24 protein-coding genes are annotated in these 26,336 nt (G+C 62.7%); 17 read left to right on the top strand and 7 right to left on the bottom strand.

The window, feature by feature from the left end:
- Window positions 1–61 precede the first annotated feature (61 nt).
- Window positions 62–1,966, bottom strand: coding sequence for an ABCB family ABC transporter ATP-binding protein/permease (locus HFRIS_RS04010; protein WP_006461957.1), 1,905 nt, complete (start codon window positions 1,964–1,966; stop codon window positions 62–64).
- 170 nt (window positions 1,967–2,136) lie between these two features.
- Between HFRIS_RS04010 and HFRIS_RS04005 the strand changes: the two genes are divergently transcribed.
- Window positions 2,137–2,571, top strand: a complete 435-nt coding sequence (locus HFRIS_RS04005; RefSeq protein ID WP_006461956.1) for an acyl-CoA thioesterase — start codon at window positions 2,137–2,139, stop codon at window positions 2,569–2,571.
- Window positions 2,572–2,667: 96 nt separating this feature from the next.
- On the top strand, window positions 2,668–3,618 hold the full coding sequence (locus HFRIS_RS04000) for a 2-hydroxyacid dehydrogenase (RefSeq protein WP_006461954.1): 951 nt from the start codon (window positions 2,668–2,670) through the stop codon (window positions 3,616–3,618).
- Window positions 3,619–3,698: 80 nt separating this feature from the next.
- Here HFRIS_RS04000 and HFRIS_RS03995 read toward each other — a convergent pair whose 3' ends face one another.
- The 3 genes from HFRIS_RS03995 to HFRIS_RS03985 form a co-directional block, all read right to left on the bottom strand.
- Window positions 3,699–5,399, bottom strand: coding sequence for a long-chain-fatty-acid--CoA ligase (locus HFRIS_RS03995; protein ID WP_006461950.1), 1,701 nt, complete (start codon window positions 5,397–5,399; stop codon window positions 3,699–3,701).
- A 242-nt stretch (window positions 5,400–5,641) separates the two neighbouring features.
- Window positions 5,642–6,775 (bottom strand): aminopeptidase, encoded by a 1,134-nt coding sequence (locus tag HFRIS_RS03990; RefSeq protein WP_006461949.1) that lies wholly within the window; start codon window positions 6,773–6,775, stop codon window positions 5,642–5,644.
- An 11-nt stretch (window positions 6,776–6,786) separates the two neighbouring features.
- On the bottom strand, window positions 6,787–8,889 hold the full coding sequence (locus HFRIS_RS03985; protein WP_039874307.1) for a molybdopterin-containing oxidoreductase family protein: 2,103 nt from the start codon (window positions 8,887–8,889) through the stop codon (window positions 6,787–6,789).
- 167 nt (window positions 8,890–9,056) lie between these two features.
- Between HFRIS_RS03985 and HFRIS_RS03980 the strand changes: the two genes are divergently transcribed.
- Window positions 9,057–9,878 (top strand): AraC family transcriptional regulator, encoded by an 822-nt coding sequence (locus HFRIS_RS03980; protein ID WP_006461947.1) that lies wholly within the window; start codon window positions 9,057–9,059, stop codon window positions 9,876–9,878.
- A gap of 5 nt (window positions 9,879–9,883) precedes the next feature.
- Here the strand turns inward: HFRIS_RS03980 and HFRIS_RS03975 are convergent, their stop codons facing one another.
- The gene (locus HFRIS_RS03975) at window positions 9,884–10,516 is read right to left on the bottom strand and encodes a LysE family translocator (RefSeq protein WP_006461946.1); all 633 of its coding nucleotides are present in this window, start codon (window positions 10,514–10,516) and stop codon (window positions 9,884–9,886) included.
- 167 nt (window positions 10,517–10,683) lie between these two features.
- Between HFRIS_RS03975 and HFRIS_RS03970 the strand changes: the two genes are divergently transcribed.
- The 4 genes from HFRIS_RS03970 (at window position 10,684) to HFRIS_RS03955 (ending at window position 13,759) form a co-directional block, all read left to right on the top strand.
- Entirely contained in the window at window positions 10,684–11,877 is a 1,194-nt protein-coding gene (locus HFRIS_RS03970) for a M20 aminoacylase family protein (protein ID WP_006461945.1), read from the top strand.
- A 101-nt stretch (window positions 11,878–11,978) separates the two neighbouring features.
- The gene (locus tag HFRIS_RS03965) at window positions 11,979–12,329 is read left to right on the top strand and encodes a DUF1304 domain-containing protein (protein WP_006461944.1); all 351 of its coding nucleotides are present in this window, start codon (window positions 11,979–11,981) and stop codon (window positions 12,327–12,329) included.
- The gene (locus HFRIS_RS03960) at window positions 12,329–12,865 is read left to right on the top strand and encodes a DUF695 domain-containing protein (protein WP_006461943.1); all 537 of its coding nucleotides are present in this window, start codon (window positions 12,329–12,331) and stop codon (window positions 12,863–12,865) included. The genes HFRIS_RS03965 and HFRIS_RS03960 overlap by 1 nt, the downstream gene beginning before the upstream one ends.
- A 174-nt stretch (window positions 12,866–13,039) precedes the next feature.
- A complete protein-coding gene (locus HFRIS_RS03955) occupies window positions 13,040–13,759 on the top strand; it encodes a DUF4088 family protein (protein WP_006461942.1) in 720 nt (239 codons plus the stop codon).
- Between the two features lie 32 nt (window positions 13,760–13,791).
- On the opposite strand, the gene HFRIS_RS03950 is transcribed toward HFRIS_RS03955, so the two are convergent.
- Both HFRIS_RS03950 and HFRIS_RS03945 read right to left on the bottom strand, forming a co-directional pair.
- Complete coding sequence (locus tag HFRIS_RS03950) at window positions 13,792–14,562, bottom strand: DUF3047 domain-containing protein (RefSeq protein ID WP_006461941.1); 771 nt, start codon at window positions 14,560–14,562, stop codon at window positions 13,792–13,794.
- Window positions 14,563–14,811: 249 nt separating this feature from the next.
- Window positions 14,812–15,786 (bottom strand): LysR family transcriptional regulator, encoded by a 975-nt coding sequence (locus tag HFRIS_RS03945; RefSeq protein WP_006461940.1) that lies wholly within the window; start codon window positions 15,784–15,786, stop codon window positions 14,812–14,814.
- Between the two features lie 216 nt (window positions 15,787–16,002).
- Here HFRIS_RS03945 and araD1 point away from each other — a divergent pair, with 216 nt between their 5' ends.
- The 10 genes from araD1 to HFRIS_RS03895 all read left to right on the top strand — a co-directional run bounded on the left by araD1 (window position 16,003) and on the right by HFRIS_RS03895 (window position 25,804).
- Window positions 16,003–16,998 carry an AraD1 family protein gene (gene araD1 / locus HFRIS_RS03940; protein ID WP_006461939.1) on the top strand — a complete coding sequence of 332 codons (996 nt, stop codon included), beginning with the start codon at window positions 16,003–16,005 and terminating at the stop codon, window positions 16,996–16,998.
- A 173-nt stretch (window positions 16,999–17,171) separates the two neighbouring features.
- On the top strand, window positions 17,172–17,855 hold the full coding sequence (locus HFRIS_RS03935) for an amino acid ABC transporter permease (RefSeq protein ID WP_006461938.1): 684 nt from the start codon (window positions 17,172–17,174) through the stop codon (window positions 17,853–17,855).
- Between the two features lie 9 nt (window positions 17,856–17,864).
- Window positions 17,865–18,515 (top strand): amino acid ABC transporter permease, encoded by a 651-nt coding sequence (locus HFRIS_RS03930; protein ID WP_006461937.1) that lies wholly within the window; start codon window positions 17,865–17,867, stop codon window positions 18,513–18,515.
- Window positions 18,499–19,233, top strand: coding sequence for an amino acid ABC transporter ATP-binding protein (locus tag HFRIS_RS03925; RefSeq protein ID WP_006461936.1), 735 nt, complete (start codon window positions 18,499–18,501; stop codon window positions 19,231–19,233). The genes HFRIS_RS03930 and HFRIS_RS03925 overlap by 17 nt, the downstream gene beginning before the upstream one ends.
- Window positions 19,234–19,312: 79 nt before the next feature.
- Entirely contained in the window at window positions 19,313–20,119 is an 807-nt protein-coding gene (locus HFRIS_RS03920; protein WP_006461935.1) for a transporter substrate-binding domain-containing protein, read from the top strand.
- Window positions 20,120–20,215: 96 nt separating this feature from the next.
- Window positions 20,216–21,751 (top strand): UxaA family hydrolase, encoded by a 1,536-nt coding sequence (locus HFRIS_RS03915; RefSeq protein ID WP_039874401.1) that lies wholly within the window; start codon window positions 20,216–20,218, stop codon window positions 21,749–21,751.
- A 251-nt stretch (window positions 21,752–22,002) separates the two neighbouring features.
- Entirely contained in the window at window positions 22,003–23,178 is a 1,176-nt protein-coding gene (locus HFRIS_RS03910) for a fumarylacetoacetate hydrolase family protein (protein ID WP_006461933.1), read from the top strand.
- 16 nt (window positions 23,179–23,194) lie between these two features.
- Window positions 23,195–23,959, top strand: a complete 765-nt coding sequence (locus tag HFRIS_RS03905; RefSeq protein ID WP_006461932.1) for an SDR family oxidoreductase — start codon at window positions 23,195–23,197, stop codon at window positions 23,957–23,959.
- 218 nt (window positions 23,960–24,177) lie between these two features.
- Window positions 24,178–25,092 carry an SMP-30/gluconolactonase/LRE family protein gene (locus tag HFRIS_RS03900; RefSeq protein WP_006461931.1) on the top strand — a complete coding sequence of 305 codons (915 nt, stop codon included), beginning with the start codon at window positions 24,178–24,180 and terminating at the stop codon, window positions 25,090–25,092.
- A 157-nt stretch (window positions 25,093–25,249) separates the two neighbouring features.
- Window positions 25,250–25,804 (top strand): acyloxyacyl hydrolase, encoded by a 555-nt coding sequence (locus tag HFRIS_RS03895; RefSeq protein ID WP_006461930.1) that lies wholly within the window; start codon window positions 25,250–25,252, stop codon window positions 25,802–25,804.
- The last annotated feature ends 532 nt before the right edge of the window (window positions 25,805–26,336 follow it).

The following is a 26,336-nucleotide window of genomic DNA, read 5'->3' as shown; positions in this document are numbered from 1 at the left end:
CGAATGGCGAATTGTGCCGCTGCGCCCGTGCCGGCGCAAGCAGCGTCGGCACGTGGCCCTGCTAGCGCTGTTCGGCCGGCCTCAATACACTGGGTTCGGCATCGGGCGCGAGCAGCACCGCTTCGCCTTCCTTGAGCGGTGCGGCGGAGGCACTATCCTCGTCACCTCCCGCCTGCTGGCGCAGCCACATCTGCGCGTACAGACCATCGGCCATCAGCAAGCCCGCATGGGTACCGCGCTCGACGATGCGGCCATGGTCCATCACCAGGATCTGCTGCGCATTGACGATGGTGGAAAGCCGGTGTGCGATGACCAGCGTCGTGCGTTCGCGCGCGATCTCTTCGAGCTGTTGCTGGATCGCCTGTTCGGCACGCGAATCCAGGGCCGACGTCGCTTCATCGAAGATCAGGATGGCCGGATCTTTCAGAAGGGTGCGGGCGATGGCCACGCGCTGCTTCTCACCGCCGGACAGCTTCAGGCCACGCTCGCCCACCATGCTGGCATAACCGTCGGGCAGCGACTCGATGAAGTCATGGATATAGGCCGCCTTGGCCGCCGCCACGATCTGCTCGCGCGTGGCGCCGGGCTTGCCATAGGCGATGTTGTATTCGATGGTGTCGTTGAACAGCACCGTATCCTGCGGCACGATGCCGATGGCCTGTCGCAGAGAGGCTTGCGTGACATTGCGCAGGTCTTGCCCATCGATGCGGATGGCGCCATGGTCGACGTCATAGAAGCGATACAGCAGCCGCGACAAGGTCGACTTGCCCGAGCCGCTGTGGCCGACCACGGCGGTGGTGGTGCCGGCCTGGACCTTGAAATCGACATCAAAAAGAATCTGGCGATTGCGCTCGTAGCTGAAATCGACGTGTTCGAAATGCAGCTCCGCGCCCTGCGTACGCAGGGGCTGTGCACCGGGGCGGTCAGCCACTTCGCGGTTTTCTTCCAGCAGCGAGAACAGGCGCTCCATGTCGGCCATGCTCTGCTTGATCTCGCGATAGAGCACACCCAGGAAGTTCAGCGGGATGTAGAGCTGGATCATGAAGGCATTGACCAGCACCATGTCGCCCAGGGTCATGCTGCCATCGATCACACCGGCGGTGGCGCGCCACAGGATCAGCGTGACCGCGATGGCGATGATGGCCGACTGTCCGGTATTGAGCAGCGAAAGCGAACTCTGCGATTTCACGGCGGCCCGCTCGTAGCGCTGCAGGCCTTCATCGTAGCGGCGCGCCTCGAATTCCTCGTTGCCGAAATACTTGACCGTCTCGTAATTGAGCAGCGAATCGATGGCACGCGTATTGGCGTTCGAATCGAGTTCGTTCATGGTGCGGCGGAAGTGCGTGCGCCACTCGGTCACAGTGATGGTGAACAGGATGTAGAGCACCAGCGCACCGGCCGTGATGAGCGAGAACCAGATGTCGTAATGGGTAACCAGGTAGGCCAGCACCAGCACGATCTCGATGATGGTGGGCAGGATGGAAAAGAGCGTGTACGACACCAGCGTGGAGACGCCACGGGTACCGCGTTCGATGTCACGCGTCATGCCGCCAGTCTGGCGATTGAGGTGGAAGCGCAGCGACAGGGCATGCAGGTGACGGAAGACCTGCAATGCAATGGTGCGCACCGCCCTTTGGGTGACGCGGGCGAACATCAGCTCCCGCAGTTCGGTAAAGAGCGCCGTCGCCAGTCGCAGCGCGCCATAGGCCACCAGCAGGCCCAGCGGCAACACCAGCAGCGCCTGCGGATGGGAGGCGGTGATGGTCATGGCATCGACCAGCTTCTTGAGCACCAGCGGCACGCCGACGTTGGCCAGCTTGGCGCCGACCAGGAAGGCCAGCGCCAGCATCACCCGCCACTTGTAGGTCCACAGGTAGGGCAACAGGGTCTTGACCACGTCCCAGTCGCCACGCTGGCGCTTGATCGGTGCTTGAGGTGAGGTGGAAGAATTGGGATAACGACGCATGGGGACGGACCTGGAAATAGGGAGGCGGTGGCAGACGGCGCAACAAAAGAGCGACATCCGATACACTAGGAGCCTTGTCGCTTTCGGCACAAACCCGCAACACCGCAAACCCCGATTATAAGAGCCATCCCGCGAGCGCGCCGGGGCTTCCCCTCTCCAAGGAGTCATGCATGTCCCATACCGTCCCCCAACTCCCGCCCGGCAAGGCGCCGCAACTGCGGGTCATGCCCATGCCGTCCGACGCCAACGTCTATGGCGACGTCTTCGGTGGCTGGATCATGGCCCAGGTGGACATCGCCGGATCGCTGCCGGCTACGCGCCGTGCCAATGGCCGGGTGGCGACCATCGCGGTCAATTCCTTCCTGTTCAAGAATCCGGTCTTCGTAGGTGACCTGCTGTCCTTCTATGCCGACATCGTCAAGGTCGGCAATACCTCCATCACGGTCAATGTCGAAGTCTATGCCGAGCGCAACCGGCTGCAGACCGAGATCGTCAAGGTCACTGAGGCCACGCTGACCTATGTGGCCACCGACGAAAGCCGCAAGCCACGTCCCTTGCCGCCGCTGGACCCGGCCGGCCAGGGCAGCCTCAGCCCGGCGCTGTAGCCACAGATTCCGCTGCGGGCTTGAAAAGATTTCAGCCCGTGGCGTATCAATAGTCCGTATCGTAACGACTCCATCACCGCTTCCTCCCCAGTGACCATGACTTCCAACGAACGCCCTACCATCCTGATCGTCGCCCGTCTGCCACAGCATCTGCTGGATCTGCTGCAACAGAATTTCACTTGCCACAACCTCGTGCTGGACCAGCTCAGCGACGATCAGCTCGCCGCCATCGCCCCGCAGGTGCGTGGCATCGCCGCCAATGGCGAGGCGAAGGTCGGGCGGGAATTCATGGCGCGCTTTCCGGCGCTGGAAATCGTCTCGGTGTTCGGCGTCGGCTACGACGGCGTGGATGTGCCGGCCGCCCGCGAGCGCGGCATCCATGTCACCCACACCCCCGACGTGCTGACCGATGACGTGGCCGACATGGCCATCGCACTGATGCTGGCCGTGGCACGCAACGTGGTGCGCGCCGACCGTTTCGCCCGCAGTGGCGAGTGGAAGAACGGCCCCTTCCCCTTCACCACCAAGGTCAGCGGCGCCCGGCTGGGCATCGTCGGACTGGGTCGCATCGGCGAAGCCATCGCCCGCCGCGCCGCCGGCTTCGACATGGAGATCGCGTATCACAATCGCTCGCGCAAGGACGTCCCCTACACCTACTTCGGCGACATCAAGTCGCTGGCGGCGGCGGTCGATTTCCTGGTGATGATCACCCCCGGCGGCGCCGGTACCCGTGCACTGGTCAATGCAGACGTGCTGGATGCGCTCGGTCCCAAGGGTTTCCTGATCAACGTGGCACGCGGCTCGGTGGTGGATGAAACCGCTCTGATCGCCGCGCTCAAGGCCGGCACCATCGCCGGCGCCGGTCTGGATGTGTTCGAGAACGAGCCCAATATCCCCGCCGAACTGGCTGCCCAGGAGAATGTGGTGCTGACACCGCACATGGCCAGCGGCACACTGGTCACACGCACCGCCATGGCCGATCTGGCCTTCAACAACCTGCAGGCGCATTTCAGTGGCAAGCCGGTGATCACGCCCGTGCCGGACTGATCTTTCCCGCCCCGAAAAAAAATCGCTGCCGGAGTGATCCGGCAGCGATTTTTCATTGGAGCGCTACGATGTATATCCGGTCAGGCAGCCCGTTTCTGCTGGGCCTTGGCCGGCTCGTCGCGCAACTCGCGACGCAGGATCTTGCCGACGTTGGTCTTGGGCAGCTCATCACGGAACTCGATGTACTTGGGCTTCTTGTAGCCGGTGAACTGCTCCTTGCAGTAGGCCATCAATTGCTCGCTGGTGAGCGACTTATCCTTGCGCACCACGAAGAGCTTGACCGCCTCGCCGGTATGTTCGTCCGGCACGCCCACGCAGGCGCATTCCAGTACGCCCGGATGCTGCGCCACCACGCCTTCGATCTCGTTGGGATAGACGTTGAAACCGGAGACCAGGATCATGTCCTTCTTGCGGTCGACGATACGGGTATAGCCCAGGGCATCCATGATGCCGATATCGCCGGTCTTGAAGAAACCGTCCGGCGTCATGACCTTGGCCGTCTCGTCGGGGCGCTGCCAGTAACCCGGCATCACCTGCGGACCGCGGATGGCGATCTCGCCCGGCTGGCCGAGCGGCACCGGATTCCCATCGTCGTCGAGGATGGCGATCTCGGTCGAGGGCAACGGCAGGCCGATGGTGCCGGTGTATTCTTCGATGGTGCAGGGGTTGGCGCTGGCGATCGGCGAGGTCTCCGACAGGCCATAGCCTTCGATGATGGGGCAGCCGGTCAGCTTCTTCCACTTGTCGGCCACGCTTTGCTGCACGGCCATGCCACCGCCCACGCAGCAGCGGTAGCCGGAAAAATCCAGCTTGGCGAAATCGGCATTGTTGAGCAGTGCGTTGTAGAGCGTATTGACGGCCGGGAAGGTATTGACCTTGTACTTGGCCAGCTCCTTGACGAAGCCGGGAATATCACGCGGGTTGGGAATCAGCAGGTTGAGCGCGCCTTCGCGTGTGCCAAGCATGTTGCAGACAGTCAGCGCAAAGATGTGATACAGCGGCAAGGCACAGACGAACACCAGCTGGTCGATGGGCTTGCCGGCCTTGAGCGCCGGGGTCAGCCATTCCTCGGCCTGCAGCACATTGGCCACCAGATTGCGGTGGGTCAGTACGGCGCCCTTGGCCACGCCGGTGGTGCCACCGGTGTATTGCAGGAAGGCGACGTCGTCAGGCGTCAGGCTGACCGGCCGCAACTGCTTGCCCTGCGCTTGCGACAAGGCACGGCTGAAGCTGATGGCGTTGGGCAGCGACCAGGCCGGCACCAGCTTCTTCACGTGGCGCACCACCAGGTTGACGATGGCACCCTTGAGCGTGCCCAGCAGCTCGCCCATGCTGGCCACCACGATATGCTTGATGCTGGTATTGGCGACCACCTTCTGCAGCGTGCAGGCAAAGTTTTCCAGCACGAAGATGGCTTCGGCGCCCGAATCCTTCAACTGATGTTCCAGCTCGCGCGCGGTATAGAGCGGATTGACATTGACCACGGTATAACCGGCCCGCAGGATCGCCGCGATGGCGATCGGATACTGCAGCACATTGGGCATCATGATCGCCACCCGGGCGCCCTTCTGCAGCCCCAGTCCCTGCAGCCAGCCGCCCAGTGCGCGCGACATGGTATCCAGTTCGCTGTAACGCAGGTACTTGCCCATGCAGACGTAGGCATTGCGGTCGGCGTGCCTGGTGAAGGCTTCATCGATCATCTGTACCAACGAGCCGTAACGGCCGGGGTCGATGTCCGCGGGAACGCCTGCAGGATAGGATGCAAGCCAGAATCTTTCCATAGTGTGTCCTCTGTCTCCGGTCATAACGTGCGCTGGGGCTGGGCGGTGTCATGTTGAGACCGCTTGGCGCGCACAGCAAAAAAGCACGAGTGTTTTTTTATTTAACGCAGATGCTATCCAGCATTCGACCGCGGGGCAAGCACTTTGCGCCCGAATTAAGTGAATTTTTGTGAAATGCCCTCCGTTCGGGGGTACTTCGCGCCGGGTAATGATGAAGGCCGCGCCTGGACAGACCGGCCAAATCACCCGGGATGATACCCGCCTGCATCCCGTTTGGGCTGCCCAATGGTGTCGGTGGGAAATGTTTCTGGCGCCGCCTTGCCCGTGGTCAAGGGCGCATCGCCCAGCGCGGCGTGCCGGGCGGGCTTGTCCATGCGCGCCAGTCGCCGGACCTTGTCATAGAAATCAGGAAAACCTCGACTGTTTTCGAACAGCCGCCGAAAAGCCGGCACCATGTCGTGATAAGCACCGACCAGGGCCAGATGCGCGTTCGACAACGGCATGGCGAACCAGCGGTCGTAGCCGGCATAGCCGTTCCAGCGTGTGCTCTTGATCGTCGCGTATTCGGCACGCAGGGCGGCGAAGATGGCGGCCTTGCGATCGCGCTTCACGGCATCGCTGGCATCGCTGTCGTAGTTGTCCTTCAGCTGGGCGCGGTACTTGTCCAGCAGCGCCAGGAATTCCCGCTTGCGCTGCGCATAGCGCTGATACGCCTCGGTCATAGCGGAATCGTGGCGCGCCGCCAGCCAGCGCTCCAGCCCCAGTTCCTCGACCGCTACCGCGAAACCTTCATTGAAGGGCGTATCGTCCCGAGCGTAGACAGTCTGGTGCGCCAGTTCATGGAAGATCAGGCGCGCCAGTTCACCGTCGGGATACTGGATGAAGGTGGAGATGACCGGATCATCGAACCAGCCCAGCGTGGAATAGGCCGGTACTCCTGCCACCTGGACATCATAGCCGTCCCGCTGCAGCGCGGCGGCGTAGTCCTGGGCCGCTTGCTGGCTGTAATAGCCGCGATAGTCCACGCAACCGGCAATGGGAAAACACCACTGCCTGGCCTTGAGCGAGAGTTCCGGTGCGGCCACCACGTTCCACAACACGAAAGGCCGGTCCAGCTGGGCATAGGTGCGGTAACTGCCGTTATCGGGCAAGCCCAGTTCGACCACCGCAAAGCGGCGAATCTCTTGCACCGTCTGCAGCTTGGTCTTGAGCGCCGGCTGGGTGGCGGGATCGGCGAGCCAGTCATCCAGCGGCCGGGCCTGCGCCAGCAGGGAGAACTGGCCATGCGCGGCCTGGGCGTAATAGGACACCGATGAACACGCGCCCAAACCCAGCAATCCGCCCAGCGCCAGCACCAGCATGCCCCTGCGCAGCATGATGCAGGGACTCAGTGCGCCACAACCGGCTGCTGCAGTTTTTCCACCTGCACCAGCACGTCGTAGAAGGTGGGCGCGTTACCCATGTCGGTCAAGCGCTGGCTGGTCACCTCGTTAGCGTTCTTGCCATCGGCGGCAAACTTCTTCCACCAGATCGACAGCCCCACCACCAGACCCGGGCGTGCCTTTTCCGTCACACGCACGCGCGCCTGCATGCTGCCGCGATCATTGAACACGCGCACCGTATCGCCTTGTGCGATGCCGCGGGCAGCGGCGTCCTGCGGGTGCATGTCCAGATGCGGCTCGCCCTCGGTATCGCGCAGGCTCTGCACGTTGACGAAGGACGAGTTGAGGAAATTGCGCGCCGGCGGGGAAATCATCGCCAGCGGATAGCGGGCAGCCAGTTCCGGGTTGCTGGCCACCGACTCGTAGGGCGCGATATAGGCCGGCAACGGATCGAGACCGGCCGCCTTCATCTGCGCCGAATAGAATTCGCACTTGCCCGAGGGCGTGGCAAACCCGCCTTCGGCAAACGGCGCGACCGGCATGGCCAGACGCTGCCAGCCCTTTTCCTTGAGCACTTGCCAGTCGTAGCCGCCACTGCGCGGGTCATCGCGCCGGAAGGCCACCGCCGCCAACTGGTCATCGCTGTCACGGAAGCAGTCCTCGGTGAACCCCATGGCCGCAGCGAGCAGGCGGAAGATCTCGGTATTGGGCTTGGCCTCGCCCATGGGCGCAATGGCCGCATTGTTGGCCAGCATGTAGACGTGACCGTAGGAGGCATGGACGTCGATGTGTTCCAGCTGGGTGGTGGCCGGCAAGAGGATATCGGCGTAGTCGGCGGTATCGGTCTGGAAGTGCTCCAGCACCACGGTGAACAGGTCCTCGCGGGCGAAGCCCTGCGCTACCTTGGCCGACTCCGGTGCCACCGCCACCGGGTTGGAGTTGTAGACGATCACCGCCTCCACCTGGGGCCCGAACTCGGGCGACGCCGGCTTCAGGAGATCGTCGCCGATGGTACTCATGTTGATGACGCGGGCCGGGGCGCCATGACGCGCGGCCAGGTCGGGCCGACTCAGCGCCGCCGCATCCTTGGGGAAGCTGTCCGACACCGACAGCTGGATGCCGCCGGCGGCGTGACGCCAGGCCCCCACCAGGGCTGGCAGGCAGACCACGTTGCGCGCCGCCATGCCGCCGCCGCGCACGCGCTGCAAGCCGTAGTTGGCGCGGATGAAAACGCCTTCGCCGGCCAGCGCCACGCGGCCGTACTCACGCCCCAGCGCCAGCACTTCTTCGGCCTCGATGCCGCAGACCTCGGCGGTGCGGGCCGGCGTCCATTCCGCCACGCGCTCTTTCAACTGATCGAAGCCCAGCGTGTGACGGGCGATGTAGTCGTGGTCGAGCAGGTCCTCGGCAATCAGCACATGCATCATGCCCAGCGCCAGGGCCGCATCAGTACCCGGCAACAGGGCAATATGCTGGTGGCACTTTTCGGCTGTGAGCGAGCGATAAGGATCGATGGCGATCAGGCGTGCACCATTCCGCTTGGCGGCCTGCACCCGGGTCCAGAAGTGCAGGTTGGAGGCGATCGGATTGCCACCCCAGATCAGGATCAGCCTGGCATTGTCGACCTGTTCCAGATCGGTACCGATACGCGCGCCGATGGTGTAGCGATAACCGGCGCCGCCGGCCGAGGCGCAAATGGTGCGCTCCAGTTGCGACGCCCCCAGGCGATTGAAGAAACGCCCGGCCATTGATTCACCCTGCACCTGCCCCATGGTGCCGGCATAGCTGTAGGGCAGGATGGCCTGGGGATCGCGCAAGGCAATCTGCCCCAGGCGTTGGGCGATGGTCGCAATCGCCTCGTCCCAGCTGATGCGCTCGAACCGGCCCTCGCCCTTCTTGCCCACCCGGCGCATGGGATAAAGCAGGCGATCGGGGTGATAGGTGCGCTCGGTGTAGCGTGAAACCTTGGTGCAGAGCACGCCGGAGGTGGGCGGGTGATCCGGGTCGCCACGCACCTCGGTGGCGACGCCGTCCTTGACGGTCACCAGCAAGGCACAGGTATCGGGGCAATCATGAGGACAGGCGGCGCGGACGATCGAGGTGGTCATGGCAAGCGGAGCAAGGAAACAGGGATGAAAACCGGAAAAACGGGATGGAAGACGTACCATGCGCCGCACACCGGCAGGACAGCAGCAAAGGCGCGGGAAAACGGGCAGGACGGCGAAGCGGATACTTTATCTTAAAATGGCCCACCGCGACTCTCGCCAACCCTGTCATGATGCCTCTCCAACACTTCTGGCACACGCCCGAACTGCCCTTCCTCGAAGGCCGGCGCGCCACCGGTAGCCTGTCCTGCTATGCCCCGCATACGCATGACAGCTTTTCCATCGGCATCGTCGATGGCGGCCAGAGCGTCTTTTCCGTGGCGGGCCGGAGCATGGCCATCGTCCCCGGTGATGTCGTACTGGTCAGAGCCGGTGATGTGCATAGCTGCAATCCGGCCGAACTGCAGCGCTGGAGCTATCGCATGTTCCACCTCGATGTGCACTGGCTGGCCACGCTGCTCGATGAAACCCCGAGCACCCGCGGGCTGCTCCAGAGGATGGATTCTCAGGTGCTGCGCTCTGCCTCGGCGGTCCAATTGCTCAACCGCATGACAGCGGCCCTGGACGCCCACCAGGTCGACCTGCACGCCGACCTGCAGGCCGACATCATCACCTGCCTGCACGAACTCATGCAGCTATGCGCAGAAACCTGCGCCGGCGCCCTCACGATGGCCACGCAAGGCAGCGACGGCCTGCAGGCCGCGCATGATTTCCTGCAGGCCCATTGCCGTGAACGCATCACGCTCGACACCCTGGCCGCCATCGCCGGCACCAGCCGATATCAATTGATCCGCCAGTTCAATCGCCGCTTCGGCATGACGCCCCATGCACTGCAACTGGACATGAAGATCCGCCAGGCACGCGTGCTGCTGCGTCAGGGGGCGAGTGCGGCCGATGCCGCCTACGACACCGGCTTTGCCGACCAGAGCCATTTCCATCGCGTCTTCAAATCCCGTGTGGCCGTCACGCCCCTGCAATACGCAAGGCCCTGAGGAAATCAGCGCAGGCGCCCAGCCGCCAGGGCCACGGCGGCCACCAGCAACAGCAGGCCGGCGCAGCGCTCGATCAACGGCATCGCCCGGCCCAGCGCGACCACTACCTTTTCCCGCGCGATCAGGCAGACCAGCGCAGCATCCCAGGCCAGCACCGCACACGCCAGCCACACCCCATAGAACAGCTTGCGGCCCAGCCCGGTGTGCGCCTCCACGATCACGGTGAAGAGGCCGAAGTAGAACAGGCCATTCTTGGGATTCAATAGTGCCGACAGGAAGCCCGCGCTCATGCCGAGCAGGGGTGATACGCGCTGCGCATGCGCAATCGCCACCATGTCCGGCCAGTCGGCGGACGCCCGGCTGGCGCGTATGAACATCCATCCCAGCCAGGCCAGGTAGCCGCTGGCCAGCCACTGCAAGGCGACCAGCAGCGCCGGACTGTCCTGCAGCACGCTCCAGCCGCCGATGGCCAGCGCGATATAGAGCCCATTGGCCAGCGCGATGCCCAGGCTCACGGCCAACCCATACGTCCGACCGTGACGCAGACTGCTACGCGCCAGCAACAGGAAATCCGGACCGGGACTGGCCAGCGCCAGCAGATGTGCGCCGGCCAGCAACAGGAATTCAGACCAGAACATGAGCATGCCTCCTCGCCTCGTCGGGCTATATCGAAAGAGGCGCATGCTAGGCAGGACGACGATCCCTGTATTGAACAAAATTGCGCGAACGGTGGCCCGGCGCAAGGCACGGTAAGATAGGCGGCTTCAGTACCACCTCCACACACTGTCCCAGACCAAGCCAGACCATGAAACTCATCGACCCCATCGTCCAGTTCCAGGCCGAACTGCAGAAGATCCGCCGCGACATCCACGCCCACCCCGAACTCGCCTATGAAGAGGTCCGCACCGCCGATGTGGTCGCGCAGAAGCTCACCGAATGGGGCATCCCGGTAGTACGAGGCCTGGGCGTGACCGGCGTGGTCGGCATCATCAAGAACGGCGACAGCCCGCGCGCCATCGGTTTGCGCGCCGACATGGACGCCCTGCCCATGCCCGAGATCAATACCTTCGCCCACGCCTCCCGCCACGAGGGCAAGATGCACGCCTGCGGCCACGACGGCCATACCGCCATGCTGCTGGGCGCGGCCTACTACCTCTCGCAACATCGCAATTTCGATGGCACGGTGTATGTCATCTTCCAGCCCGCCGAAGAAGGCGGACGCGGCGCCGAGCGCATGATCCAGGATGGCCTGTTCGAGAAATACCCGATGGACGCCGTCTTCGGCATGCACAACTGGCCGGGCATCCCGGCCGGTCATTTCGGTGTGACGCCGGGTGCACAGATGGCCTCCAGCAACGAGTTCCACGTCACCGTCAAGGGCAAGGGCTCGCATGCGGCGCAACCGCACAAGGCGGTCGATCCGGTGATGACGGCGGTGCAGATCGCCCAGGCCTGGCAGACCATCGTGGCGCGCAACATCAACCCCAATGATCCGGCGGTGGTCTCGATCACCCAGATCCACACCGGCAGCGCCACCAACGTCATCCCCGACGAGGCGATGATGGTCGGCACCGTGCGCACCTTCAGCCTGCCCGTGCTGGACCTGATCGAACGCCGCATGCAGGAGATCGCCGAGCACACCGCCGCGGCCTTCGATGCCACCGTCGATTTCCGCTTCAACCGCAACTATCCGCCGCTGATCAACCACGTCGCCGAGACCGCATTCGCCGTCGAGGTGCTGACCGAACAGTTCGGCGCCGATCATGTCGATGCCCATACCGAACCGACCATGGGGGCCGAGGATTTCGCCTTCATGCTGCAGCACAAGCCGGGCTGCTATGTGTTTTTGGGCAATGGCGACGGCGGTCACCGCGATCATGGTCATGGCCTGGGCCCGTGCAACCTGCACAACCCCAGCTATGACTTCAACGATGACCTGCTGCCCATCGGCGCCACCTACTGGGTGAGGCTGGCCGAGAAATTCCTGCAGGCGAAGTAAGACGGCAGGCCGGACGGCATTGGCGGGCGGCACGGTTTGAGGCATGATCCTCGGCACGCATCTGAATCCTGATTTGTGATAACGATAACAAGGGAGAAACCTTGCACACCCTCGCCACTGCCCTCCTGCTGCTGGTCGCCATCGAGCATGTCTGGATCCTGATCCTGGAGATGTTCCTGTGGACCAAGCCGCTGGGACTGAAGACCTTCCGCCAATCGAAGCAGGCCGCCGAGGCGACCCGCGTGCTGGCGGCCAACCAGGGCTTGTATAACGGCTTCCTCGCGGCCGGGCTGTTCTGGAGCCTGGCGACCGGCGAGCGGCCAGTACAGTTCTTCTTCGTGATCTGCGTGCTGGTGGCCGGCATCTACGGCGGCCTGACCGCCAAGCGCTCTATCCTCTATATCCAGGGCCTGCCCGCCTTGCTGGCGTTGCTGGCCCTGCTGGCGAGCTGATGTTGCCGCTGCGACGCGTCTTCGCCTTGCTGGTCCCGGGTCTGCTCGCGCTGCTTGCAGGGCAAGCCACGGCGCAGGAGCAGGACGCCGAATGGTGGACCTACCAGACCCAGCGCGCCGGGCTGGCCTACACGGTCAAGCTGGACATGGGCCTGCGCCGGGCGTTTCCGCTCTCCGGTTTTCCCTATGTGCTGGTGACCCGCGTGAACTATGCCCCGGCCACGGGCGACGGCCTGCCGGCCGTGGCCGACCAGGACCGGCTGGAATCCCTGTCGGATGACATCGCCGCTGCCATCGGCAGGAAAACCCGCAGCCTCTACGCCGGCACCACGTTCAGCCAGGGCCAGCAGCAATCGTATTTCTATGTGATCGATCCGAACGGGCTGGAGAGCATTGCCACCAGCCTGCAGGCCCGGCTATGCCAGGCTTGCAAGACCGGCGCGGCGATCCAAGCAGACCCGGCGTGGGAGCTCTATCGCGAGCAATTGCTGCCGGATGCGGAAACCCGGCAGCGCTACGGCCTGCGCAGTTACTAGGTGCGGCGGAAGTACCCCTAAAGCAGGCACGACGGTAAAGTTTCGGCGTAGATGAGCCGATAACAGTTTTCCTGGCAGCATCATTGTTGGCACTTGCCATCACTCTCACTCCGGCAGCGATCGCGCTCATTTTGCCGGAATAACAACATCGGACCCGGTCCGAGGGGAAGCAGCATGAAACAGATCAAACTCATCCTCAAGGACGAGATCTACGACTCGCTGGAGCGGGATTATCACAACTTCGTGCGGCTCTCGACCAAGATCGATTCGGGCTTCGTCAAGCCGTCCTTCGATAGTTATCTGTTGGCCAAGGTTTCGGAGAACACCAATTTCCTCACCGAAGAAGCGGTACAGCACCTGATGCTGTCGGGCCAGTACGCCTGGGCGAGACGGGCGATGGACAAGGAATTTCCGGATGTGGTGCAGATCCTGATCGAACAGGCTGCGAATTACGGCTTCTGGATCGCGGTGCGCCACGACTGGACCACCGATGACCTGGTCAATGCCTCGCGCGCCTGGGCCAGTGCCATCATCAAGCAGGCCAAGGGCGATGAAACCCAGATCGATGTGCTGGCCGCGCAGATCAAGGCCTCGGCCACCAGCATCTCGGTGGTGCAGGAGCGCCTCCGCACCCCGGCCGCACTGCTGGCGGCGGCCATGGTGCAGGAATTGCGCGAGACCCACATCGCCATCGAACACGCCTCCGGCATGGTGGCGCGCGAAAAGCTGGGGGCCATGCGCACTCTGCTGAAGCTGGGACGGGCCTTCGGCAATGTCTCCGAAAAGGCCGAGCAGGACATGATGGACAAATTGAAACGCGAGAAGCCCTGGCTCTTCGAAGACGGCCCCAAGGGATTCTGGGGACACGTCGCGGCCTGGTGGCGCGGCGTCTAGGCCGCCCTGCCTGATTTCAGGCCATCCCCCTTTCAGGGCAGCGTTTCCGCCTCGCGCATGAGGCGGATATCGCCGTACCACGCTTCCATCTTCTGGCCGGTATTGTCGGTATCGGTCAACACCCCCACGCCGATCAGGCGTCCCGGCTTCTCGCCGAAGATACGTTCATAATCCTCGGCGACATTGCGCTGGTACTTGCGCCACTGGCCCACGTGCTCCGGGCCGCTCTCGGCGACCAGCATCTGGATGCGGCCGGTACGACCATTGGCGATCACCTGCCCCACCTGCGCCTTGCTATCCCAGACATACATCAGCGTGGCATAAGGCAGCTCATGCCCGGTCAGCAATTTGGCGGTATCGAAGAGGATGGTGTCCATCAGCGAAAGCTTGTCATGGTCACCATCGAAGGCCAGCACGATGCGCACCGGCGAATCATCGGTCTCGCGGTGAGTGAGATCGGCCGTCGGGATCAGGCCACTGGCCTTCCAGCTCCAGGACAGCCAGGGCTTCTTGTTGATGTCGATGTCGACCGGATGACGCAGACCGGACGAAGCACGGTCGGCAAAGGCATGCAGCACGCTGCGCCCATTGTCATCGACCAGACGGTATTCGGTAGGAATCTTCTTGCGGGTGAAGACCAGCGGTTCCCAGCCAGCAGGAAGGCCCTTGGGCGGATTGGCGGAGAACAGCGCCAGTGCCTGGTCCAGCCTGGCCTGCTTGGCGGCGGCATCAGGGGCGGCTGGCTGCTGGCCGGCACATCCGGCCAGCAGCCAGGCGGCGCCAAGGCAGAGTGACGCCAGCACGCTGCGCGCGGCAGTAGCCTGGAAGGAAACGGGAAGCTGTGCAGCAAGTCGCGTGCGCGCACGCGTGAGACGCAAATTCATGAAGGCCGACCGGAGAAGAAGGGAATGCGGTCACCCCGACCGCAGACGAAGGCTAACAGGAAAACGCGGCTGCACGACATCCGGAAAAACCCTAGCGCGTAAAAAAACCTCAATGGCGAGTGGCGGAGCATCCCATCCGTCCTGCCAGCTGGGCTCGCCATCTTTCACTCAATTTTGCTGGCGCAGGATCTGGATGAACATCTTGGCCAGCGACGACAGGGTGGTGTTCTTGCGGGTGACGATGCCGTAGTGCTCGATGCGCGTCTTCAGGTTCACCGGCAGGATGCCCAGCATCTGCCGCGCCGCGAAGAAGTGGGCGATATCCAATGGCATCACTGCCACCATGTTCGATTGCGCCAGCAGCGTGATGGTCACGAAGGGCGAGGCGGTCTCGATCACGTTGCCCGGCACCTTCAGCCCCTCCAGCTTGAACTCGTGCTCGATCCAGATGCGCATGGGCATGTTGCTGGAATACAGGATCCAGGAGGCCCCGGCCAGCTCCTGCAGGCGCACCTTCTGGGCGGTGGCCAGGGGATGGTCGATACCGCAGACGATGCACATGGGCTCGCCGCGCAGCATTTCATAGTTGTACAGATTGGGTTGCGAACTGACCGAGGAGCGGCCGATCATCAGATCAATGCGCCCCTGGTCCAGCAGCAGCAACTGGCGCGCGCTGGTGTCTTCGCTGATCTCGATGGAGACTTCCGGCTGGATTTCGCGCAGGCGCGAGAGCGCACGCGTGACGAAGGGTGCGGCCCCCATGATGGTGCCGATGGACAGGCGGCCGCCGCGACCGCTGATCATGTTCTGCAATTCCTCGCGCAGATTGGCCACGTCGCTCTGGATCAGGCGCGCATAGCGGATCACGCAACGGCCCAGCTCGGTGGCCTCGATGCCGCGTGGCGAGCGGTCGAACAGGGTTACGCCCAGGGCATCCTCCATTTCATGCAGGGCCTTGGTGGCCGCCGGCTGGGTCATGTGCATCACCTCGGCCGCCTTGTGCAGCGAGCCCTGCTCGTCGAGTGCCGTCAGCAGCGCGACCTGGCGAAAGCGCAGGCGGCTGACGATGGACCCCACCGAAGGCAGCGCGCCGGCGCCATCTCCGAGTTGGTTATCACCCGATGAATTAAGCTCATTGGACATCGTTGTACTCGCCTCTTATAGTCGGTCCGGAAAAAACCACAATGCTAGCGCATCTATCGGCCTGCCAAGGCGATGCGTGAAAAAAGCTCAGGAGACGTTGGCAGGACCGATCCATCGTAGGCGCGACATTCCTGCCGCCTGCGAATGCCTGATCGTCCTCGCCGTTTCGTCGCCTGGCTGACCAGAACCGACATTGCGGACAGACAAGGAGACCCGGTGAGGCTGATTCAATACCGCGACCGCAAGGGCGAGCGCCGTGTAGGCATCGTCAACGGCAGCCACATCCAGGCGCTGGACCAGGTGGCGACCATGCGCGAACTGGCCCTGCTGGCGCTGCAGCGCAGCACCGGGCTGGAGCGTCAGGCCCAGTTGCTCAACACCGACCAGTCCGAAGACTACGCCGCCATCCTGGCCGAGGCCCGCATCCTGGCACCGCTGGGCCATCCCGATCCGGCGCATTGCCGCGTTTCCGGCGCCGGCACCACCCATCTGGGCAGCGCCACCACCCGCGACAAGATGCATCGCCGCCTGGAAGGTGATGAACTCGACAAGACCGATACCCAGCTGATGATCGAATGGGGCATCGCCGGTGGCCGCCCCGCCCCGGGCGAAGTGGGCGTGCAGCCGGAGTGGTTCTACAAGGGCGACGGCAGCAGCGTCGTCGCCCCCGGTCAGCCGCTGCCGCGCCCGGATTTCGCGCTCGACGGCGGCGAGGAACCGGAGATCGTCGGCCTGTACCTGATCGATGACCAGGGCTGCCCGCGCCGGCTGGGCTTTGCCATCGGCAACGAGTTTTCGGACCATGTCATGGAGCGTCGCAATTACCTCTACCAGGGGCATTCCAAGCTGCGTCACTGCAGCTTCGGACCGGAGCTGCTGGTGGGGCTGCCGCCGGCCCATCTGGTGGGGATGACCCGCATCCGTCGCAAGGGCCGCGTGATCTGGGAACAGGAGTTCCTGACCGGCCAGGACAACATGTGCCACAGCATCGAGAACCTGGAATACCACTACTTCAAGTATTCGCACCTGCTGCACGCGGGTGACGTGCACGTGCACTTCATGGGCGCGGCCAACCTGTCCTTCGCCTACAGCCTGCGCACCGAAGATGGCGACAGCATCGAGATCAGCATTCCCGACTTCGGCGCACCGCTAGTCAACGGTATTGCACACGTGACATCCACATTTCGCGCGGGAGGCGTCAAGCCGCTCTAGCGGCCATGTCCAGATCGCGTTACCCAGGCGCGCCGCAAGGCGCAGACAACCCCGGCAATCATGCCAAGGCCCGCGGCAACAGTCGCACAACAAGAGGCCGCCCCCAGGAAAACTGCAAAGGAGACCACCCTCATGCCCATGCCCATCCCCCGCCCAGGAACATCGGAGCGTCAATGAACTACACCTTCGATTTCATGAGCGTCTTCGCCAACTGGGACCGCCTGCTCATGGGCGCCTGGTTGACGATACAGCTCTCGGCGCTGTCCATCGCGCTGGGATTCGTGGTCGGCACGCTGTGCGCGATCGCTGGCAAGAGCCGTCTGGCGCTGGTGCGCGGCCTGATCCGTGCCTATGTCGAGATCATCCGCAACACCCCGCTGCTGGTGCAGGTATTCCTGGTGTTCTTCGGTCTGGCCAGCATCGGCTGGAAGCTCTCGGCCGAGACCGCTGCCGTGATCGCCCTCACCGTCAACGTCGGTGCCTACACCACCGAGATCATGCGCGCCGGCATCAACTCCATCCACCCCGGCCAGATCGAGGCGGCCGAATGCCTGGGCATGTCGCGTCTGCATGTGTACTGGCATGTGGTGTTGCTGCCGGCGGTGGAGCGCGTCTATCCATCACTGACCAGCCAGTTCATCCTGCTGATGCTGGCCTCCAGCATCACCTCGCAGATTTCGGCGGAAGAGCTGACGGCGACCGCCAACCTGGTGCAGTCGGAGACCTTCCGCAGCTTCGAGGTCTATGCGGTCATCGCAGTGGCCTACCTGGCGCTGTCCTTCCTGTTCCGTGGCGCGTTCTGGCTGATCAGCCAGCTGGCCTTCGTGCGCAAGCGCAAGCTTGGCACCAACCTGTGAGGAGCGGCGATGAATTCCTTTAGTTTCCTGCACGTCGAATACCTGCTGCAGGCGGCCGTCTGGACCGTGGTGCTGTCGCTGGTGGCGTTTGCCTTCGGCGGTGTGGCCGGGTTCGTGATCGCGCTGTGGCGGGTCTCCCCCAACCGCCTGCTGCGCAACATCGCCAGCGGCTATATCCAGGTGGTGCAAGGCATTCCGCTGCTGGTGATCCTGTTCGTGGCCTATTTCGGACTGGCCATCGCCGGCTTCAAGCTGACGCCGTTGGTAGCAGCCGGCATCTCTTTTGCGATCTACTGCGCGGCCTTCCTGGGCGAAATCTGGCGCGGCTGCATCCAGGCGGTACCCAAGACCCAATGGGAGGCCTCGGAATGCCTGGGCTTCAACCGCTACGAGCAATTGACCAAGGTGATCCTGCCGCAGGCCATCAAGATCGCCACGCCGCCCACGGTGGGATTCATGGTGCAGATCGTGAAGAACACCTCGCTGGCCTCGGTGATCGGCTTCGTCGATCTGTCCCGTGCCGGCCAGATCATCAACAACTCGACCTTCCAGCCGTTCACCGTCTTCGGCTGCGTCGCGCTCATCTATTTTTGCCTGTGCTTCCCGCTGTCGGCGCTGTCCAAGCACTTTGAAAGGAAATTGAATGTCAGCAATCGTTAAGATCAAGGATCTGCACAAGAGCTTCGGTACCAACAAGGTGTTGAACGGCGTTTCGCTGGATGTGCAAAAGGGACAGATGGTGGCCATCATCGGCAAGAGCGGATCGGGCAAGAGCACCCTGCTGCGCTGCCTGAACGGACTGGAAAAGGTGGATGCCGGCGACATCAATGTCTGTGGCCATGACATCCATCATCCCGACCGCCTCAACCTGCGCGAACTGCGCAAGCAGGTCGGTATCGTCTTCCAGAGCTACAACCTGTTCCCGCATCTGACGGTGGAGCGCAACATCACGCTGGCGCTGACCACCATCAAGAAGATGTCGACCGAGGAAGCCAGGAAGATCGCCCACAAGGTGCTGCAGCTGGTGGGACTGGAAAACAAGAAGGAAGCCTATCCCGAACAGCTCTCCGGCGGCCAGGCGCAGCGCGTGGCCATCGCACGCTCGCTGGCGATGGCGCCGGAACTGATGCTCTTCGATGAAGTGACCTCGGCGCTGGACCCGGAACTGACGGCCGAAGTGCTGAAGGTGATGGAAGACCTGGCCCGTGGCGGCATGACCATGGTGTTGGTCACGCACGAGATGGCCTTTGCCCGCAAGCTGGCCGACGTGCTGGTCTTCATGCACCAGGGCCAGGTGTGGGAGGTCGGCCCGCCGGATGAGCTGTTCAGCAATCCGAAGACGGCCGAGTTGCAGAAGTTCGTGTCCAGCGATCTCTGAGTTTTCGGAGCGCACAGACTTTGTCGCACAGAATTTGTTTTTCTCAGGCAGTATCAAATAAACCACTCAGGAGACCGCAATGAAGAATCTGCTCAATTTCACCAAGAAGGCTGCCGCCGTCGTGCTGGGCCTGGCTTGCTTCGCGCAGGCCGCCCACGCCGACGCGCTGGCCGATATCAAGGCACGCAAGAAGGTGCTGATCGCGATCGACCTGGGTGCGCCGCCGTTCGGGATGACCAATGCCAAGCTGGAGCCGCAGGGCTCGGACGTGGAAACCGCGCGCCTGCTGGCCAAGGACATGGGCGTGGAGCTGGAGATCGTGCAGGTCACCGGCCCCAACCGCATCCCCTTCCTGATGACCGGCAAGGCCGACATGGTGATCTCGTCCTTCTCGATCACACCGGAACGCCAGAAGGTGGTGGCCTTCACCCAGCCGTATGGCGCCTCGCAGTTCGTGGTGGCCGCGCCCAAGGGTGAGAACATCAAGAGCCTCAACGACCTGGTCGGCAAGCGCGTGGCCGTGGTCCGCGGCAACATGCAGGATTCGCTGCTGACCCCGCTCGCCCCCAAGGGAACCAACATCGTGCGCTTTGACGACGATGCCACCGTGACCGCGGCCATCATCTCCGGTCAGGTCGATGCCCTGTGCACGCCGAACTCGCTGGCCTCGGCCATCGCCAAGCAGAACCCGTCCAAGAACCTGGAAACCAAGTTCGCCATCAAGGACATCCCCTATGCCATCGGCCTGCGCAAGGGTGAACCGGCACTGGAAAAGTGGCTCAACGAATGGATCACCGCCAATCTGAAGAATGGCAAGCTGCCCGCCATCTATCAGCAATGGGTCGGCAGCCCCATGCCTGACCTGGCACAGTTCGCGCCCAAGTAAGTCCGCATTTCCGGCATGCCCTGCTCCCAGGAGCAGCGCATGCGCCCGCCGCTTCCGCGGCCAGCCCGCAGCATCCACGTTCTCACCGAGATCAACATGAAAGCTACCTCTCCCGTCATCCGACTCAATCCTGTCGATGATGTCGTCATTGCCCGCCAGCAGCTCATCTCCGGCACTGTGTTGCAGGAAGAAGGCGGCCTCAAGGTCCAGGGTCTGATTCCCGCCGGTCACAAGATGGCCACCCGCGCCATTGCCGTGGGCGAGCCGGTCAAGCGCTACGGTCAGATCATTGGCACGGCCAGCCAGGCCATCGCGCCGGGTCAGCACGTGCATACGCATAACCTGGCCATGGCCGAGTTTTCGCGTGAACACCATTTTGGCGCGGACGTGAAGCCGGTCGATTTCGTGGCACAGCCGGCCACCTTCATGGGCATCGTGCGCCCGGACGGCCGCGTGGCCACGCGCAACTACATCGGTGTGCTGACTTCAGTGAACTGCTCGGCCACGGCCGCGCGCGCCATTGCCGACTACTTCCGTCGCGACATCCACCCGGAAGTGCTGGCCGACTATCCCAATATCGACGGCGTGGTCGCCCTGACACACGGTCTGGGCTGCGCGGTGGATTCGCAAGGCGAACCGTTGCAGATCCTGCGCCGTACCCTGGCGGGCTACGCCACCCATCCCAACTTCGCCGCCGTGCTGGTGGTCGGGCTGGGGTGCGAGACCAACCAGATTTCCGGCCTGATGGACAGCCACAACCTGAAGGAAGGGGAATACTTCCATACCTTCACCATCCAGAGCACTGGCGGCACCGCCAAGACGGTGGCGCTGGGGATCGAGAAGATCAAGAAGATGCTGCCCAAGGCCAATGACATCAAGCGCGAGCCGGTGCCAGCCAAGCACCTGACGCTGGGCCTGCAGTGCGGTGGTTCGGATGGCTACTCGGGCATCACCGCCAACCCGGCGCTGGGCGCGGCGGTTGACCTGCTGGTGAAACACGGCGGCACGGCGATTCTGTCCGAGACACCTGAAATCTATGGCGCCGAACACCTGCTCACGCGTCGCGCGGTGTCTTCCGAGGTGGGCGAGAAGCTGCTGGCGCGCATCGCCTGGTGGGAAGAATATTGCGCCAAGAACGATGCCGAGATGAACAATAATCCCTCGGCCGGCAACAAGGCGGGCGGCTTGACCACCATTCTGGAGAAATCGCTGGGTGCGGTGGCCAAGGGTGGCACCACCAATCTGGTGGATGTCTACAAGTACGCCGAGACCGTGACCGCCAAGGGCTTCGTCTTCATGGATACCCCGGGCTACGACCCGATCTCGGCCACCGGCCAGGTCGCCGGCGGCGCCAACATGATCTGCTTCACTACCGGCCGTGGTTCGGCCTATGGCTGCGCACCATCGCCGTCGCTGAAGCTGGCGACCAACACGGCGCTGTGGCAACGCCAGGAAGAAGACATGGACATCAACTGCGGCGAGATCGCCGACGGCAACGTGACGCCACAGGAGATCGGGGAACGCTTCTTCCAGATGATCCTCGATACCGCGTCCGGCAAGAAGACCAAGAGCGAGCTGCATGGCTATGGTCAGGACGAGTTCGTGCCCTGGCACATCGGCGTCTATACCTGATGCAGATCATCCTGGTCCGGCCCCGGCCGGATTAGGCTTATCCGCCTCACCCGGGCAGGACAGGGTGAGGCGGACTGCAGGCCAAGCATCCTTTCCCCCCGGGGAAATTCATGGCGAGGATGCTTCGCCCGCGGTAAACGCAGTGAGCGCAGTGAGCGCGGTTGGTCTACTCCCCCTTGCAGTACATGACATCCCGGCAGACCCGCTTCCCGTGTAGTCCGGGCCAGCCTCCAACATAAGGAAACAAGAACATGGCACATACCTTTTCGCTCCAGGCACACCTGCCTGAAGACCACGCCCAGGCCACGCTGATCGGCCGCGTCTGGCAACCGGGCGTCGGCCCGGTGCTGGTGAAGATCGACGCCGAAGGCGCCTATGACCTGACCCTGATTGCGGCCACCTCCAGCGAACTGCTGGAGCTGGACGATCCTGCTGCGGCCGTGCGCGCCGCCAGCAACATGACCCGCATCGCCAGCTTGCAGGAACTGCTGGACAATGCCGATGCAGGTCGCCGCGATACATCTCGCCCGTGGTTGCTGGCACCCATCGATCTGCAGGCCGTCAAGGCCAGCGGCGTGACCTTCGTGGCCAGCATGCTGGAGCGGGTGATCGAAGAACAGGCACGCGGCGACGCCGGCAAGGCAGAGTCGGTGCGCAAGGCCATCACGGCGGTGATCGGAGACAACCTCTCCAGCGTCGTACCGGGCTCGCCCGAAGCGGCACGCCTGAAGGAAGTGCTGCTGGAGCAAGGCGTGTGGTCACAATACCTGGAAGTGGGCATCGGTCCGGATGCGGAGATCTTCACCAAGGCCCAGCCGATGTCCTCGGTGGGGCTGGGCGACGAAGTCGGTATCCACCCGAAATCGGCCTGGAACAATCCGGAACCGGAAATCGTGCTGGCCATCAACAGCCGTGGCAAGGTGGTGGGTGCGACCCTGGGCAACGACGTCAACCTGCGCGATTTCGAGGGCCGCAGCGCCCTGCTGCTGGGCAAGGCCAAGGACAACAATGCGTCCTGCGCGGTGGGGCCTTTCATTCGTCTGTTCGACGCAAACTTTTCAATTGACGATGTGCGTCGCGCCGAACTTACAATGCGTGTCGATGGTACCGAAGGCTTTACGCTCAAGGGCAGCAGTTCGATGTCCATGATCAGCCGTGATCCGCTGCAGCTGGTGGAACATGCGATCGGCCCCAATCACCAGTATCCGGATGGCCTGGTGCTGTTCCTGGGGACCATGTTCGCGCCGACCCAGGATCGCTTCGGTCCCGGTCAGGGCTTTACCCACCAGGTCGCCGACATCGTGACGATCTCGACCCCCACGTTGGGCGCGCTGGTGAACACGGTCAACTTCAGCGACCAGACCGCACCGTGGACCTTCGGCCTGACGGCGTTGTTCAAGAACCTGGCCAATCGCAAACTCATTTAAACGCAAAGGAACAAGCATGTCCGCATCCACTGGCCGCCTCGCCGGCAAGACCGTCCTCATCACCGCCGCTGCGCAAGGCATCGGCCGCGCTTCCACCGAGCTGTTCGCCCGCGAGGGAGCACGCGTGATCGCCACCGACATCAGCAAGCAGCACCTCGATGCACTCAACGGTATCGCCGGCGTGGAGACGCGCATTCTGGACGTGACCGATGATGCCGCCATCAAGGCACTGGTGGCCGAAGTCGGCACCATCGACGTACTGTTCAACTGCGCCGGCTATGTGGCAGCGGGCAATATCCTGGAATGCGACGACAAGGCCTGGGATTTTTCCTTCAACCTCAATGCCAAGGCCATGTTCCACACCATCCGCGCGGTGCTGCCGGGAATGCTGGCCAAGAAGGCAGGCTCGATCGTCAACATCGCCTCGGCGGCATCGAGCGTGAAGGGTGTTGCCAACCGCTTCGCCTATGGCGCATCCAAGGCAGCCGTCGTCGGTCTGACGAAATCGGTCGCGGCGGACTTCGTCGCACAGGGCGTGCGCTGCAACGCGATCTGCCCAGGCACCATCGAATCGCCCTCCCTGAACCAGCGTATCAGCACGCAGGCCAAGGAGACCGGCAAGAGCGAGGACGAGGTACGCGCAGCCTTCGTGGCACGTCAGCCCATGGGACGTATCGGCAAGGCGGAGGAAGTGGCGGCGCTGGCCTTGTACCTGGCCTCGGATGAGTCCAATTTCACGACCGGCTCGATCCACATGATAGATGGTGGCTGGTCCAACTGATTCACTCGCGATAAATGAGGCCGGGGGCCTGAAGTACTTTTTCTTCAGACCCCCGGTGCCATTGGCGGGCAACGGACGGCGAATGGATAGCGGCATGCGTAAAGCATGCCGTTCTGCTTTCCAGGGCGAGTGACAGAGGAGGTTTGCTGATCAGGTTTATCAAACCGCAGCACAGGGGCATAATGAGGCCTCCCTTATTCCTGTGAACTAGTACGCCCATGCCTCCAGTGCCCTTCAATTTCTCTGCCGACAGCATTACCGCGATTTCACCCGAGCCCATGTTGCTGGGAGAATCGCCCTTATGGCATGCGGAGGAAGGTGCGCTGTACTGGATCGATATCCCTGGCAAGTCGGTTCACCGACTGGTGCTCGATACCCAGCAACACCAGCGCTGGGACATGCCGGAAGAACCCGGCAGCATCGTCAAACACGCTCAGGGCGGCCTGGTGGTGGCTCTGCGTACTGGCATGTTTCATCTCAATACCGGCAATGGCGCCTTGTTGGCCATGCTGGCTGCTCCGTATGACACCGGTCGGATTCGCTTCAACGATGGTCGCTGTGACGCAGCTGGTCGTTTCTGGTGCGGGACGATTTACGAGCCCCGCGATCGGGAGGCCGGCACGCTCTACTGTTTCGAACGCAACGCCCTGCGCGATGCCCATCATGCCGTGACGACGTCCAATGGCGTGGCTTTCAGTCCGGACCAACGCCTGATGTATCACTCCAACACGCCGGCGCATCGGATCAATGTCTACGACTACGACCTGGCCACCGGGCAGACCAGCAACTGCCGCCTGCTTCGCCAGTTCGACAGCGACAAGACCGTGCCCGATTACGGCGGCCGTCCGGACGGCGCTGCAGTGGATAGCGAAGGAGCGTACTGGTGCGCGATGTTCGAGGGCGGACGGGTATTGAGGCTGTCGCCGCAGGGCGAGATATTGCAGGAAATTCGCCTGCCCGCACGTTGCCCGACCATGGTGGCCCTGGGCGGCCCTGATCTGCGCACGCTGTTCATTACCACCGGGCGCAATGGGCGTAGCGAGGCAGAGCTGGCGCAGTACCCGTTCTCCGGCCACGTGCTGGCGATCCGGGTTGCCGTGCCGGGACGGCTGGAATACAGCTATCGCCCCTGAGGCCGCGCGCGGATGTGGCGTAGAGGCGCCAAAAACAGACACACGAGTATGCTTTTGTGATGATTATGAGAGAATAGCGCGTTATCGCGGACTGCACGGTCTGCGCTGAATCCTCGCAAAGAACCTTCAAAACTATTTACGCGCTGAAAGAATATCCATGACTAAACTGAAGAGCCTGGTTGCCAAGATCGCATTTGCCGGCGTCGCCGCTTTCGCCATCCAGTCCCCGAGCTACGCCATCGACGGCGTGTCGGTTGAATACGGTACCGGCAACAACACGCAACTGGTGCGCCTGGGCGCACAGTTCAACTGGGGCCCGAACTGGAATTTCTGGCAATCGAACGGCACCCATATCGGTGGCTACTGGGATCTGTCGCTGGCCAACTGGCGCATGAACCACTACAACAACACCAACGACAGCGGCAATCTGGTCGACCTGGGCCTGACCCCGGTGCTGCGCTTCCAGCGTGATGATGGCAAGGGTTTCTACGGCGAAGCAGGTATCGGCGTGCACCTGTTCTCCAAGCTGTATCGCAATAACGACAAGGTCCTGTCCACCGCTTTCCAGTTCGGCGACCACGTCGGTGCCGGCTATGTGTTCAGCAATGGCCTGGACCTGGGCATCCGCCTGCAGCACTTCTCCAACGGTGGCATCAAGCAGCCCAACGGCGGCGTGAACTTCGCTGTGGCACGTGTCGCTTACAAGTTCTGATACTGCATCAGCACTGCTTCATTGAAAAAGCCGGCATTGCCGGCTTTTTTATTGTCTAGTGGTTGCGAGGGTTGGGTGCGTGGGTGAGGTCATTACAGTCACTCAATGCTCGGCCGGATGTTGCTCGAGCAAGCCATCAGCCATGGACGTCGAGGGAGTGTTTAGGCGCTGTGGATAAGATAAGTCCTGCGCAAACTTGAAGGCTGCCCTGTGCATAAACTAAGTTAACGAATTATCGAGGCCACACTGGACGCTCCTTTGCGCCTTGCTTGTTCCCCAAATACTAAGTTTTCAACTTGATGTCGTGCAATCGATGCGTCGGTCTGTGGGCGCGACAGGCAGTGGATAAGATATCCAATTGAAGGGGGTGTATCGGCTGGGAGCTTTGTCCGGGCCGATCCTGTGGGCAACAGACTTAAGCGTCACTTGCACTCGAATCGAGGTCAGCCTATTGAGAGCAGGAGCGCAATGCTAATAAAAGCGGCCTGTGGCGTTGTATGCAGCCGGGTGGGATGGGTGCGTGTTTTTGCCG

The sequence above is a fragment of the Herbaspirillum frisingense GSF30 genome, assembly GCF_000300975.2.
GTDB lineage: Bacteria > Pseudomonadota > Gammaproteobacteria > Burkholderiales > Burkholderiaceae_D > Herbaspirillum > Herbaspirillum frisingense.
This window is presented reverse-complemented; position numbering and strand designations above follow the sequence as displayed.

Bases quoted from the DNA above. Each gene is read 5' to 3' on its own strand.
- HFRIS_RS04010 (WP_006461957.1), bottom strand. From the start codon at position 1,966: ATGCGTCGTTATCCCAATTCTTCCACCTCACCTCAAGCACCGATCAAG.
- HFRIS_RS04005 (WP_006461956.1), top strand. From the start codon at position 2,137: ATGTCCCATACCGTCCCCCAACTCCCGCCCGGCAAGGCGCCGCAACTG.
- HFRIS_RS04000 (WP_006461954.1), top strand. From the start codon at position 2,668: ATGACTTCCAACGAACGCCCTACCATCCTGATCGTCGCCCGTCTGCCA.
- HFRIS_RS03995 (WP_006461950.1), bottom strand. From the start codon at position 5,399: ATGGAAAGATTCTGGCTTGCATCCTATCCTGCAGGCGTTCCCGCGGAC.
- HFRIS_RS03990 (WP_006461949.1), bottom strand. From the start codon at position 6,775: ATGCTGCGCAGGGGCATGCTGGTGCTGGCGCTGGGCGGATTGCTGGGT.
- HFRIS_RS03985 (WP_039874307.1), bottom strand. From the start codon at position 8,889: ATGACCACCTCGATCGTCCGCGCCGCCTGTCCTCATGATTGCCCCGAT.
- HFRIS_RS03980 (WP_006461947.1), top strand. From the start codon at position 9,057: ATGATGCCTCTCCAACACTTCTGGCACACGCCCGAACTGCCCTTCCTC.
- HFRIS_RS03975 (WP_006461946.1), bottom strand. From the start codon at position 10,516: ATGTTCTGGTCTGAATTCCTGTTGCTGGCCGGCGCACATCTGCTGGCG.
- HFRIS_RS03970 (WP_006461945.1), top strand. From the start codon at position 10,684: ATGAAACTCATCGACCCCATCGTCCAGTTCCAGGCCGAACTGCAGAAG.
- HFRIS_RS03960 (WP_006461943.1), top strand. From the start codon at position 12,329: ATGTTGCCGCTGCGACGCGTCTTCGCCTTGCTGGTCCCGGGTCTGCTC.
- HFRIS_RS03955 (WP_006461942.1), top strand. From the start codon at position 13,040: ATGAAACAGATCAAACTCATCCTCAAGGACGAGATCTACGACTCGCTG.
- HFRIS_RS03945 (WP_006461940.1), bottom strand. From the start codon at position 15,786: ATGTCCAATGAGCTTAATTCATCGGGTGATAACCAACTCGGAGATGGC.
- HFRIS_RS03935 (WP_006461938.1), top strand. From the start codon at position 17,172: ATGAACTACACCTTCGATTTCATGAGCGTCTTCGCCAACTGGGACCGC.
- HFRIS_RS03930 (WP_006461937.1), top strand. From the start codon at position 17,865: ATGAATTCCTTTAGTTTCCTGCACGTCGAATACCTGCTGCAGGCGGCC.
- HFRIS_RS03925 (WP_006461936.1), top strand. From the start codon at position 18,499: ATGTCAGCAATCGTTAAGATCAAGGATCTGCACAAGAGCTTCGGTACC.
- HFRIS_RS03920 (WP_006461935.1), top strand. From the start codon at position 19,313: ATGAAGAATCTGCTCAATTTCACCAAGAAGGCTGCCGCCGTCGTGCTG.
- HFRIS_RS03915 (WP_039874401.1), top strand. From the start codon at position 20,216: ATGAAAGCTACCTCTCCCGTCATCCGACTCAATCCTGTCGATGATGTC.
- HFRIS_RS03910 (WP_006461933.1), top strand. From the start codon at position 22,003: ATGGCACATACCTTTTCGCTCCAGGCACACCTGCCTGAAGACCACGCC.
- HFRIS_RS03905 (WP_006461932.1), top strand. From the start codon at position 23,195: ATGTCCGCATCCACTGGCCGCCTCGCCGGCAAGACCGTCCTCATCACC.
- HFRIS_RS03900 (WP_006461931.1), top strand. From the start codon at position 24,178: ATGCCTCCAGTGCCCTTCAATTTCTCTGCCGACAGCATTACCGCGATT.
- HFRIS_RS03895 (WP_006461930.1), top strand. From the start codon at position 25,250: ATGACTAAACTGAAGAGCCTGGTTGCCAAGATCGCATTTGCCGGCGTC.